The 12458-nt window shown below is 49.5% G+C and carries 12 protein-coding genes and 1 pseudogene; 7 read left to right on the top strand and 6 right to left on the bottom strand.

Features of this window, described 5'->3' with window-relative positions; genetic code table 11:
- Nucleotides 1–854, top strand: an 854-nt coding sequence (locus ACI955_RS12825) for a hypothetical protein (RefSeq protein ID WP_415244137.1), incomplete at its 5' end; no start/stop codon positions are given.
- Nucleotides 847–1851, top strand: a complete 1005-nt coding sequence (locus tag ACI955_RS12820; protein ID WP_415244136.1) for a GDYXXLXY domain-containing protein — start codon at nucleotides 847–849, stop codon at nucleotides 1849–1851. The genes ACI955_RS12825 and ACI955_RS12820, both read left to right, overlap by 8 nt.
- A gap of 213 nt (nucleotides 1852–2064) precedes the next feature.
- Here the strand turns inward: ACI955_RS12820 and ACI955_RS12815 are convergent, their stop codons facing one another.
- Nucleotides 2065–3288, bottom strand: coding sequence for a fatty acid desaturase (locus tag ACI955_RS12815; RefSeq protein WP_415244135.1), 1224 nt, complete (start codon nucleotides 3286–3288; stop codon nucleotides 2065–2067).
- 417 nt (nucleotides 3289–3705) lie between these two features.
- On the opposite strand from ACI955_RS12815, the gene ACI955_RS12810 reads away from it, so the two are divergent.
- Entirely contained in the window at nucleotides 3706–6222 is a 2517-nt protein-coding gene (locus ACI955_RS12810; RefSeq protein ID WP_415244134.1) for a TonB-dependent receptor, read from the top strand.
- 85 nt (nucleotides 6223–6307) lie between these two features.
- Nucleotides 6308–7315 carry a 2-dehydropantoate 2-reductase gene (locus ACI955_RS12805; RefSeq protein WP_415244133.1) on the top strand — a complete coding sequence of 336 codons (1008 nt, stop codon included), beginning with the start codon at nucleotides 6308–6310 and terminating at the stop codon, nucleotides 7313–7315.
- On the opposite strand, the gene ACI955_RS12800 is transcribed toward ACI955_RS12805, so the two are convergent.
- The 5 genes from ACI955_RS12800 to ACI955_RS12780 form a co-directional block, all read right to left on the bottom strand.
- Nucleotides 7295–8068 carry a hypothetical protein gene (locus ACI955_RS12800; protein WP_415244132.1) on the bottom strand — a complete coding sequence of 258 codons (774 nt, stop codon included), beginning with the start codon at nucleotides 8066–8068 and terminating at the stop codon, nucleotides 7295–7297. The genes ACI955_RS12805 and ACI955_RS12800 overlap by 21 nt on opposite strands.
- A 235-nt stretch (nucleotides 8069–8303) precedes the next feature.
- Nucleotides 8304–8741, bottom strand: a complete 438-nt coding sequence (locus tag ACI955_RS12795; protein WP_415244131.1) for a hypothetical protein — start codon at nucleotides 8739–8741, stop codon at nucleotides 8304–8306.
- A gap of 100 nt (nucleotides 8742–8841) precedes the next feature.
- Nucleotides 8842–9087, bottom strand: coding sequence for a DUF6868 family protein (locus ACI955_RS12790; protein ID WP_415244130.1), 246 nt, complete (start codon nucleotides 9085–9087; stop codon nucleotides 8842–8844).
- A gap of 107 nt (nucleotides 9088–9194) precedes the next feature.
- Nucleotides 9195–9518: an Mpo1-like protein gene (locus ACI955_RS12785; RefSeq protein WP_415244129.1), complete on the bottom strand. Its 324-nt coding sequence runs from the start codon at nucleotides 9516–9518 to the stop codon at nucleotides 9195–9197.
- A 13-nt stretch (nucleotides 9519–9531) separates the two neighbouring features.
- The gene (locus tag ACI955_RS12780; RefSeq protein ID WP_415244128.1) at nucleotides 9532–10293 is read right to left on the bottom strand and encodes a class II aldolase/adducin family protein; all 762 of its coding nucleotides are present in this window, start codon (nucleotides 10291–10293) and stop codon (nucleotides 9532–9534) included.
- A gap of 144 nt (nucleotides 10294–10437) precedes the next feature.
- Between ACI955_RS12780 and ACI955_RS12775 the strand changes: the two genes are divergently transcribed.
- The 3 genes and pseudogenes from ACI955_RS12775 (at nucleotide 10438) to ACI955_RS12765 (ending at nucleotide 12388) form a co-directional block, all read left to right on the top strand.
- A complete protein-coding gene (locus ACI955_RS12775) occupies nucleotides 10438–11136 on the top strand; it encodes a Crp/Fnr family transcriptional regulator (protein WP_415244127.1) in 699 nt (232 codons plus the stop codon).
- Nucleotides 11137–11729: 593 nt separating this feature from the next.
- Nucleotides 11730–11984, top strand: a pseudogene (locus ACI955_RS12770) (ATPase domain-containing protein); the annotation flags it as partial.
- Nucleotides 11981–12388 carry an ATPase domain-containing protein gene (locus tag ACI955_RS12765; RefSeq protein ID WP_415244141.1) on the top strand — a complete coding sequence of 136 codons (408 nt, stop codon included), beginning with the start codon at nucleotides 11981–11983 and terminating at the stop codon, nucleotides 12386–12388. The pseudogene ACI955_RS12770 and the gene ACI955_RS12765, both read left to right, overlap by 4 nt.
- Nucleotides 12389–12458 lie beyond the last annotated feature (70 nt).

Here is a 12458-nt window from a genome sequence, read left to right as displayed (position 1 = left end):
CCTTGCCTTCAGTGGCTCACGGGGTATTGGCAACCATTTTATTGTTGTTGTGGAGTGGTCTGGAAACCTTTGAGTTTGGCCGGCATGTGCCTATTGCTAGCTGGATGTTATTGCTGACTTTACTGCCTCTGGCGTGGCTGCAGCGCTCGGCGCTTTTATTGGCTGTTTTATTGCTCGCCGTGCCGCTGTCCTATTCCTTCACAGTGTCTGGTATTGGTGACAAGCATTTATTCGCTGTTGGCCTCTTGCTGGTGGGGAGTTATTTTGCAGTGGCCCGTTTGGTGGTAGGGAGTACATATCCAGCGAGTGCAAAAGTATTGACGCTGTGTGGTCGCGTTCTGTGGTTGCCTCTCATTTTTGTCGGCACGTTTACCGGTCTTCCGCTGCTGTCAGGCTTATCTGAGTTAGCGAGGTTTGATTTACTGTATATATTACTCCCCTTATTACTTGCATTAGTGACCTGGGGAGCTGCGCTACTTCGCGCTAGTACTCGCCCTGTATTAGCCGAGCAGTGGGTAGATAGTGGCTTGGTCTTACTGGTATTAATATTTTCGGTGTTGCCTAGCCTGCTGGGCGCTGACGTCAGTGACGTGAGCCAGCTAGTCTTTAATCTCGCATTTTTGGGCTACAGTTTGCTATTTGTATACCGCGGTACCCAGTATCTTCAAACTAGAGTTTTATCCTTGGGTTGCATCATGCTGGTCGTATTGGGGGCAGCGCGGTTTACCGATTTATTCCAGAGCCTATTGGCGCGTTCAGCGGTCTTTTTGTTGCTGGGCTTGCTGCTCTTTATTATCGGTTTGCGTTATTCCAAGCAGAATACCCGTCGCAAGCTGGAGAAGTCCCGTGCGTAAAGCCTTGATTATAGTTTTCGTGCTCAGTCAGTTTGCGGTGCTCGCGTATATGGCCGCTGAGCGTGAATGGATACGCCACGGCGGTGAGAGGGTGTTTTTGCGAACCGCACCGATTGATCCTCGCGATCCATTGCGCGGCGACTTTGTCCGGCTTAGCTACTCACTCAATACCGTCGATGCGGCCCATTTTAGGTCGTCGCGACGAGCCGGCTCACTGCAGCGTGAAGAGATTGTATATGCGGTTTTAAAGCCAACTGCAACAGACTTGTATGAGCTTAATTATCTTACTGATCAGAAGCCCGGCGGCGGTGTCTTTATGCGCGGTCGCGTGAGTCGAGAAGTAGGCGATGGTCGAATACACCTTCGCTATGGCATTGAACAGTATTTTATTCAGCAGGGTAGCGGTATTGAAATTGAGCGTCTGCGCGGTTCGCGTGATGATCTGCAAATTCCAATGGAAGTAGAAGTGGCGATAGGTCGCGGTGGTGTTGCGGTCTTAGCAGGATACCGCTGGAGTCACATCGGCATCCGTTTAGAGCAAAATACCGAACTTCCTAACGATGATCGTGGCGACGGTGCACCGCCGCGGAGCCCGATGTTAATACTCACTCTTAAAAATATATCAGACGCGTCCTTACAAATTGCCGACAATGAATTGCACTGTGGTTTTTCATTGCAAGCTGAGGGCGATACCGGGCGGCGATACACTATGGCCGACACCCGCTGCAGTCCTTATATCTTGGCGGAAGATGACATTATCACGCTGGCCCCCGGTGAAGAATATCGAGCGGCGTTAGACATCGCCTTGCCGCGTTGGTATGTCTTGCAAGACGGCATGGCTGGCTCGGGGTCTCTGGCCGCTACAGCGCCAAATGAGCGCTTTCGAATTATCTATCGACCACCTGTAGTGATGCCGGGTATGAACACCGACGCGACCATGTTATGGCAGGGCGAGTTAGCGTCGGCGGCATTTAACGCTCGGGGCAGAGTGGATTAAGTCTGGCTTGATAACGGCGGTGGGGCAGTCTTATTGTTGGGGTTTATCGTGCTGGAGAATTTCCCTCGCCGCCCGCTAAATATAGTCGAAACCCCGGTATCGCTATGATATGACTAGAGCACCATGCTGGTCTTTGCTTCCGCCGGCCACTCCCAGTGTGCGTAAAGAGAGCGGCGGTTCCTCGCTAGGGCGTTGCAGACCGGAATGGCGGTACTACGCTATTTCTAAGGTCAGTATTTGTAAGCGTTTGCGCTGCATTTTAAGCGCGTACTCTAGCTCTTGTAAGCGACTGCGCAGGGTGGCATGTTCCCATGCCTTATGCAGATTGTGCTGAAATGTTTCTTTTTTGCCTGCAAGATTTAATTGTAGTGCATCTTTCTGTTCGGCTATGTGTTCCCGCTTGGCGTCCACCCAGCGCTGGCTCACCGCATTCCAATCATTCAAGTGATCGCAGAATTGCTGGTATTCCTGCTCTAAAAACGCGGTAAATTGATTAGTGTCAGCGCCTTTGCGATTGCGCAGGACCTGTTCTGCCTTTTTGAATTGCATGGTGATGATGGCGCGCTGGATTTTGAAATCTGGAATTTTACGCAGGTCCCACGTCAGGCCAACCCATGAGGCCGTTTTTATCAGCCACTTGGTGGGGTCGTAATGCCACCAACGTATACCGTTGCGATAGTCATTTTGGAAGATATGGTGGTAATTATGATAGCCCTCACCATAAGTGAGCAGCGCCAGAAAGTCGTTGTCGCGGGCGGAGTTTTCGTCGGTATAAGGGCGGCGGCCCCAAAAATGCGCCAGGGAATTTATAAAAAATGTGGTGTGATGGCTGACGACTAATCGGAGTACACCAGCGAGCAAGATATTTTCGAGCATATGGCCGGTAATAAACCCTAGCGCAACGGCGGGAGCAATATTCATAAACAGCACGAGAGGAAGATAGTGGCGGTGCTGCCACATAACAATTTTATCGCGCTGTAAATCTTTGGCGTTGGAGAAGTCGTCTGCGCTGGCAGGGTAGTCACGCAACATCCAGCCAATATGGGAATACCATAGGCCTTTCTTGGCCGAATACGGATCGTTATCTACGTGATCTACATGTCGATGATGACGGCGATGGCCGGACGCCCAAATAAGAATACTATTTTGGGTGGCAGCGGCGCCAAATAGGGCAAATAGCACTTTTAATATTGGGTGAGCTTTATAGCTGTTGTGCGCCCAAAGGCGATGGTAACCTGCCGTAATAGACATGCCGTTGGCGCCCAGAATAAGGACAAATCCCAGCCAGCCGGTCCAAGTGAAACCTTGGCTAATGCCATACCATGGCACACCGATCAGTGCGATCAGCAAGGTGCTGGAAAATAATATGGTCTGCATCCAAAGTAGTGGTGGCTTGGTGCCAGCCGCGATATTGTCGTGCTGTGTTTGCTCGGGCATGAGTGATTGGCCTCGGGTATTGGGTATTCACAGTGACCAATATTTTACAGAAAGCCTGCACGTAAGAATAGTTACCAGTTCATGACAATTGCGCTGTGGTGAGAGTCTGATCTTCAGCAGGCTATTGAACTTTGCCATTTAGGTCGCCAAAATTAGTAGCAAGGGCAGCAGCGCGGCTATTACTGTGACCGTTTGCAGCTGCCGAAAATCGCACTATTCAAGTCCTAGAGTACAGGTGAATTTTGCTTGTGGATATCGACAATTTCCCTGAGCGATACGTAAAGGTAATAGAGGTTCCTGTGACGCGACCTTGTGGTATGGTTATCCCGTCATTCAGTCAAGGCATAGATATGTTGATTGAATAGGCGGTGGTGCTTGTATACTAACTTCAGAATAACAAATCAGAAATGGAATCCGATGACGTTTAAATACTCCGGTACACTCTTTAAGTCAGTGCGACCACTCCAAATTAATAGTCTTCATTCACTGCGGCGGATAATTGCATCTGTCGCTATCGGGGGCGTGTTATTTAATACCCAGTCCGCATTGGCGGCCGACGTGGTGCGTCTCGAAGAAGTTCTGGTTAGCGCCAGTAAGAAAACGGAGTCGCTACAAGACACCCCAATTTCCCTGACGGTCTTTAATCAAGAGCGCTTAACTGTTGAGGGCATTAGTGGTTTAAAGGATATTGCCAGTAAAGTGCCAGGCCTGACTATTGAACCATTTCCGATAAATGGCGGCAGTTTGCGGATCTATATTCGCGGCATTGGTATTGGTGATATTCAGGTGACCCAAGACACGCCTGTTGGTCTGTATCTTGACGGTGTGTATATCGCCAGATCCAGTGGTACGTCAATGGATGTGGCTGAGCTGGCGCGGATTGAAATTTTACGCGGTCCCCAGGGCACCTTATACGGCCGCAATACCACTGGTGGCGCCATCAACTTGGTGACGCGTCGCCCTAATGTTGATGAGGTCGAGTTTAGTCAAATTGTGTCGGCGGGTGATCGTGCCCTGTTCCGCTCCAAGACCAGCCTCAATTTACCTATTACTGATTCCTTGGCGGTCAAGTTTGCGTATTTGACCGAGAGCCGAGATGGGTTTGTGGATAATACCGGCCCCGGTGGTGACTTTGGTGATCGCGAGATTCAAGGCGCGCGTTTTGATTTGGGCTGGGATATTAGCGAGCGACTGCGACTCGACTACAGCTATGATCGTTCAGAATTAGAATCTTATAATTACACATTTCAAGCGGTGACTCCACCTGACCCCAATGGTAATAAGGGGCAGTCCAACGCCATTAAAAATAGCACCCAAGCGCGCAGCCGTTTTAGCGAAAATATGTTGGGTTCGCTGGCAACCACCGCGCCGTTAGAAGCCTCTAATAGTGATGTGGAAGGGCATGCTTTAATACTTAGCACTGATACCGGTTTTGGCTTGTTTAAATATATTGGCTCCTACCGCGAGCTAACAGACGCCGCTTATACTGACCTCGGTGGTGGTCTTGGGTCGCCAGATTATCGCCTCGATACGAATCGTTACGATGGCCCGGCAGCGCAGTTTGCGAATGGTGGCGAAACGCCGCTGGTAAGGCCTGAAGTGCGACAAGACCAAAGCTCACACGAATTACAGTTTAGCGATGCCGTTGATGACTGGGGTATTGAGTATGTGGTCGGAGCCTATTACTTTGAGGAGTCAGCTGTTGAAGATAATAGCCCGTTTCATTTGCAGCTCACCGCGCCTATCGATGGCTTTGAAGACGCGCACATCGTCAACTTAGTCAGCCAAAAATATGAAATAGAAAATCAGGCGCTCGCGGTGTTTGGTCAACTCACTTGGACGCCAGATATTTTTGATAAGGCCCTGCATCTCACCGTCGGTGCTCGGCATTCTCGCGACCATCGCTACGCGCTTAAAAATCAACGTGATGAAGTGTTTATTGAGTATTCGCCAGTAGCGGGTCAGCCTTTTGTACTACCCTTGGCTGAGCTGGCCCAAAATCCCGTATTGGGCCCTGCACTTGCCCCTATTTTCATCGAAGCTGGGCTGCCGGGTGATCGGCGTTTTGACGACGCCTCCGGCGAACGCCGCTCTAAAGACGACTCTTTCAGTTTTGTGACTGAATATGAAATCAATGATGACATCAATGTGTATGGCAAGTTTGTGGAGGCCTATAAAAGCGGTGGTTTCAATACTCGCGATCCCCAGTTAGACGGAAATCAAGGCGCGGCGTCCGACGGTACCGACTATGGCGTTGGTTTTGCCGACGGCTTTGGTGAAGAGAAAGCCGTGACCGCTGAGCTGGGTATCAAAAGCGAATGGCTGAATGGTCGCTTGCGGATAAACGCCGATGTGTATCAAACCCGGTTTGACGATATGCAGATTAATTTTCTGCTCAATGGCACCATTGCTGATACCAAGGTTTTGAATGCCGGCAAGGCTAAAATGTCGGGCTTTGAGTTTGATGCCCGGGCCTTAGTTGGCGACGACATTATTGTCAGTATGGAATATGCCTACATAGATGCCGAAATCACAGAAGTAATCGACAGCTTTGGCAATAACGTCACTCAGCGCTACGCCTTTTCTGCGGCGCCGGTAAACAGTTACACCGCATCGGCGGATTGGATTGCGTGGCGAGGGGAGTCCGCGCTAGTGCAAGTTAATATTAATACCAGCTATATGGACACTCGCTTGGGCGGCGGCGATGTGCAAAAAGCGTTTACGGTCTTGCGTGACTACCAATTATGGAATGCTCGCGTTAGCTTGGACGATATTGGATTTGCCAGCGGCAAAGTAAGCGTGTCGCTGTGGGGTAAAAATCTACTCGACACCGAGTACGAAACCTACGCTATCGATAATTTACCCCATGCAGATCGCGCAGTTTTATGGGGTGAGCCTCTAAGTTACGGAATTGATATTGCCTACCGATATTAGCGATGCATTTTGCAATGGTGTGCTGGCAATTTAAAAACAAAGCAGCGCGAGTTTCACAATAAAAGCAGTGAGTACGGAGTAATACATGGCCTTGCGAGTAGGAATAATCGGCGCAGGTAGCATTGGATGCTATGTGGGTGGATCACTGCTAATGGGTGGCGCTGAAGTCAGCTTTTTAGGTCGTGAACGTATTGCCGCCGTGGCGGCTGAGCACGGTTTACGAATTACTGATTTTCGCGGTTTAGATCATCATTTGACTTCAGCGCAGCTGTGGTTTTATACCGATATTGCGGCCATGGCTGACCGAGATTGTGTCATCGTTACCGTGAAGTCTGGTGACACCGCAGCGGTCGCCGCAGATCTCGCCAAAGTTTTAAACACCAGAACCATTGTGATTAGCCTGCAAAATGGGGTCGGTAATGCCGCCGTATTACAGCAGGCCATGCCGAATAATAGGGTCTTGCCCGGCATGATTGGCTTTAATGTCTTGGAGGGTGATAAGGGGTGTTTCCACGCTGGCACTGACGGCGAGGTGATCATCCAAGATACGCCAATCGCTCAGGAGTTAGCGGGATTTTTTGCGGCGAGTGGAACGCCCTTTGAAACCCACGCTGATATGCCTTCGGTGCTGTGGTCTAAATTACTGTTGAACTTAAACAACCCCATCAATGCGCTCTCGGGTTTGGGTTTAAAAGAAGAGTTGTCGCAAAGAGGCTATAGGCTATGTTTGGCCGCCCTGCAGCGCGAGGCACTGGCCGCAATTTCGGCGGCTAATATCCCCATACAAAAGTTGACCGCGGTGCCTGCTCGATGGCTTCCAGCTGTGTTGAGCTTGCCAGATTTCGTGTTTAAACGGCTTGCGCAGCCAATGTTGGCGATAGACCCCTTGGCGCGTTCGTCAATGTGGGAAGACTTGCAGCGCGGGCGCAAGACAGAAGTGGAGTGGCTCAATGGTGAGGTGCTACGTTTGGCTGCGGACTACGGTATTGCGGCGCCGATAAATGCGCGGGTGCGGGAGTTAATTCAACTGGCTGAGCAGGGTGGGCGCAAAGATTATAGCGCTGATGAGCTTTTAGCGGCTATCCGCGCTTAACGTTAAATTGGCGGCCATAGTTGCCACTACACGCTTGCCACCGGAGTAGCTCACCACCATTCTGCCTGCCATCAGCCGATAAGAAAATTCTAAGGCCCAATCGTTACCATTTCTTGCCGTATAAACTTTACCATCCACTGCTTTCCAGCGCTGTTCCTGAGCTTTCAGGCAGGGATCTTGCGCTAATGGCGTCTTGCGGGTGTCGACGGTGTAACGATGTTGGCACAGCATGCCATTGTCCATAAAACGAATTGTCCATTGCTGGCCGGAGTAGGGCTGGGCTTTGCTGCCTGCAGGCTCAGTGGCAGTGAGCCACGTGCCTAAAATAGCCGTGTCTATTGGGGCTCGCTCGGCGTTAGCAATGAAGCTCAGGCTTTGGCTGATCTCGCCATTTTTATCGCGTAAGCTTAGACGCAGACTATTGTCACTAAGACGTTTAATTTCAAAGCGGCGCTCGCCGCGGAAGATATCTGCGCTTCCCATCAGGGGGGTGTAGCTGCCTGTAATTTGATCCTTGCTTAGCCCGCCCATTAGCAAGTAGCGATTGCGTGTATCTCCCATTTGTAATTTGGCGGTAATCATCGATTGGAATGTCATATTGGGATCTAATTGCAGCACCCAAGTGCTGCCATCCACCTCTGCAAAGTAGCGGTTTTGAAAACCTTTTACCTCGGCGTGAAGGAATGCTGAACAGAGTAATATGACAAGCCCAAGGGCCAGAAATCTAGCGGTTAAGTGCGCATTTTCGATCATTATCATATTCCCCTTATTTATTATTTGACTGGGGCTGCTAAATTCTCAATGTCACATCATAGAGTATTTGCTCCAAGATATCTAAATCCCGCCATATTGGGTAAACCGGCGGTGAAAGGGCAGCTAAACACAGAGGCGTCTCATGGTTAAATGGCGTCGACGATAGAAGCGTCTTTACCGAGGCTAGCCACTCGGTAAAGACGCTTGGCATTAGGTGCTTGGTAAAAGCTAAACCCTAAGGCGTAATATGCACCGCTCCGGCCGGCTGATAGTTGTCTAAACGCCAGCCCTGCTCGGTTTTTACAAGCTGCACCCGATCCTCTTTGACGACGGAGTTTCCTGCTTTAAAATCGCCAAACTGCATCCGCATCGTCATCAACTTGAAACCGGCGCCTACTGTTTCGAAAGGCGAGTCACTCGGGTCATTGATGACTTGATCGCTCAGCTCTTCAAAGCCCTTTTTAAAGGTAAGTTTATAGCGAATATCAGCAATATAGAGCTGCTCATTTTTGGCTAGTCCATTGGTTTTCTCGAAATCAGAAAGCTCATAAGTTTCGGCGCCGCCGTCACTAAGCACAAGCTGTGAGACTAATTGCTCAATTTGCCGATCACTAGGCTTCCCAGAACATGCGACTAAGGCAAGACTGAGGAGAATAAGATAAATTTTTTTCATGGTGCATCCATCTCTGCAATAGCTAATTAGCTAAGGTGATTGATTAAGTAAGCGGGTAAGTCTTTGGAGTTTAATGCACTCTGCTAAGGCGGAACTGTCCTTACGTTTGAATAGCCCAGAGGGCCAAGAAGGGTGCAAAGTTAAAGATCAAAATGAGGACTTTGTAGATGCCCAGAAATTGGTACACCTGGGTGTTGAACGACTGTCTTGTCAGATTAAAGAGCTGGCTGTGAACTCGATATATCGCACCGGGCATCATCGAAATGGCGAGGCTGCTGAACACCAGACAGCTGAAATTAATAATGCAGCACCACTTGAGAAAGCTGCTTCGCAGAAAAATATCCATCTTGGCTCCTATTGCTAAAGACCTGATTCAAGGCCTGTTTTTTAGTAGCAGCATAGCGCAAAGAAATGAGGGCAGCTGGCCGTTCATATATTTGCGCGAGGAGGCGTTTAAAAGGAAACTCTACCAATTAGCATGTCTTTAGCCATGACCCAGTCGCCTATAAAACTATACAGCGGGTGCTTAAAAGTTGCGGGCCGATTGTGCTCAAAAAAGAAATGCCCCACCCAAGCAAAGCCGTAGCCGATGACAGGTAGGAGCCACAGCAAAGCCCAGTTTTGGGTGAGTATCGTGCTTACTAGCAGCGCCAAAACCAGAGTGCTGCCAATAAAGTGCAGGCGGCGACAGATTTGATTGGCGTGCTCAGCTAAATAGAAGGGGTAGAATTCAGCAAAACTATTGAAATGCTGTTGTTCCTTATTTGTTGTAGCCATAGTGAACTCCTTATTATTCAGCGTAGCCGGGGTTTTGACGATCTAGTTTACGAAGTAGTCCCGGCCATGCCAGCCCACCAAATAGACCTTTAGTCACAATTTTCGCCGCTTCTTTAACCCCTTCAACAATGCTTGGCTCGATGGGCGTTAAGTCACGACTACCGGCCAGTGCGCGTACCTGAATCATACAGGCGGCCTCAAAGAAATACATCGCAAGAAAGGCATCTGCGGGATTGTTGCCCACCGTCAGCAGGCCATGATTGCGCAGCATGAGAAAGGTGTTGTCGGCCAAGTTGGCCACCAAACGTGGCTTTTCTTCCTCATTTAAGGCGATGCCTTCATAATCGTGATAGCCGAGACTGGCTAATATCAGCGTAGATTGCTGCGACAAAGCCAAAACACCGTCTCGCTGGGCTGATACCGCCACGCCGTTTATAGAATGGGTGTGCATTACGCATTGGGCGTCTTCACGAGCTTGATGAATTGCGCTGTGAATAGTAAAACCGGCGGGATTGACGGGGTAGGGAGACTCTTCCACCTTCTCACCGTTAAGGTCTATTTTCACCAGTGATGAGGCGGTAATTTCTTCAAACATCATGCCGTAGGGATTGATTAGGAAGTGATGCTCGGGGCCGGGAATTCGCGCTGAAATATGGGTGAAGACCAAGTCATCCCAGCCGTATAAGGCGACCAGCCGATAGGCTGCGGCAAGGTCTACGCGTAGTTGCCATTCCTCGGCAGACACTCGATCTTTTATTGAAGTGGTTGCTGTCATGGAGTCTTCTCCTTATTGTTTTGATATTTAGAGTTTAATTTATAGCCTAGTGTCGTCGTTCTGTAGTCAATAATCTGTCAACAACGTTACAGTGTCTTCGCAAACAAGGCGATAGGTCAAAAGTGCCTGCTAATATGGATGATTATGGTGGTTGATAAACGCGAAATTTTAGCGGCTAACCCGCTGCTATCGGGCCTGCCGGAAGCCGTGGTTGAAGAGCTGATGGCCGTGAGTGTGCTGCGGCAATTTGTCGACGGCGACTGTGTTTATGCCAAAGATGATGATGGCGATGGGTTGTTAGGTGTGGTGCAAGGACGCATACGCCTGAGTAATAGCAGTCGAGACGGCAAAGAGCTATTGGTGATGTTAATTGAACCCGGTGACTGGATCGGTGAAATATCGCTATTGGATGGCTTGCCGCGCAGTCTTGATGCGTTCGCCATGGGAGATTGCGCGGTACTGTTTTTACCTCGTGCGCGCTTTGATGCTTTATTAAAGTCCAAGCCCGAGCTCTATCAGTATTTTATTCCCATGCTATGTCGCAAATTGCGGCTGGCGCTGAGTTACGTTGAAGGCGTTGCTTTATTTCCCTTGCCCGCTCGTCTGGCGCAAAGAATTTTAGAGCTGTTAACCTTCTACGGGATAGCGGATGACAAGCTCGGTATTTTAATTGATATGCACCTCCCCCAAGAAGACTTAGCAAAAATGCTGGGGGTGTCTAGGCAGGCGATTAGTCGAGAGTTAAAACGCCTAGAGGCACAGCATATTATCGAACTTGCCTATGGCCAACTTAGGGTTCTGGACAGAGCTGCCCTGCAGCAGGAATTAGATCGGCACGCCTAAAAGTAAAGGAAGTCCGCGTCAGGCGAAAAGGGTCTTGAAAGTACAATCATATAATAAAAAGTGCTTGCGTCTATGTTGGCGGTATTTGATTATTTAAAGCTATTCGAGGTTAAGCTGATATCCAATGAATGTGCTGTGAACGCTTGTTAAGTTCAAATACAGCATACCGCTGCGTATTACTCGTATGGTGAATCCCCGCAAGTGGAATATATTCAGTAGATTTGACTTAGAATCTCGACGAGCCAGGCTCGAGAAATTACCAAATTTTAGATTAAAAAATTGTGTCACTGCTCTATGCTTCTAAATGGTCTATGTTGCGATATTTTGGTCTTGCTAAGCTTGCTGGCGACTTTTGACCTAAGCAAAGAAATACGGTGTAAAGTAGGTGCTCAGTAAGTGACGATGAGCGCAAAGTTAGGCTGGGAGGACATTTTATACGTCTGGTTCCAATGCGGTATCGAACCCCACTCCGATCAAGGACGGTTAGAGCGTATCCCGATCGAGACGTATTCCTACCAGAGGTCGATGTATAAAATCCACGATCAATGCACCAGACCCCGGCCTAAAGAAAGCTTCTTGCGGTCAGAGGTCTCGAAGACATCACAGGCGGAGGATTGCCCTGTGGCCGTGCCATTCTAATGCTGGGTGGGCCAGGCTCGGGCAAGGCTATCTTTGCCTTGCAGTTCCTCGCGCATGGTGTCCCAAACTGCAACGAACCGGGCATCTTCGTCGCATTCGAAGAAAATGCCGAGCGCATTTTGATCAATACAGATGGCTTCGGTTGGAAGCTTTTGGAATTACGTGAGAAAAACTATTCTTCATTGACGCCTAGCCTTAGGCAGATCTGATCCAGTCGGGAAGTTTTGACTTAGATGGCATGTTGGCCGTTCTGGAGGGCAAGATCTTTGGGATGGGTGCCCGGCGCTTCGTGTTCGACGCCCTCGATGTTGTGCTTGCGCTGCTGTCAGACGATGCGGCAAAGTGCCGCGCGGTCTATCGTTTGAACACCTCCCTGCTTAGGAATGAAATGACCTACATCATCACCTCCAAGGGAGTTGGTGAGGTGACAACATCTGAAGACAAGCAGTCCGAGCAACCCTACGGCTTCATGCAGTTCATGGCGGACTGCGCCCTCATACTTAATCACAGCGTGATGGAAGGGGTTTCGCAACGCAATCTACGCGTGCAGAAATATCGTGGCTCAGGCTTCGACGAGAACGAGATTACACTCATCCGTCCCTATCGTTACTAGTAAATGAAGCCGAAGCTTTTGCCAAGCTCGGGTAGCTACTTTAGGGTGTGAATTGAGGCGTTCAGAAGAT

The sequence above is a fragment of the Zhongshania sp. genome, assembly GCF_047636175.1.
GTDB lineage: Bacteria > Pseudomonadota > Gammaproteobacteria > Pseudomonadales > Spongiibacteraceae > Spongiibacter.
This window is presented reverse-complemented; position numbering and strand designations above follow the sequence as displayed.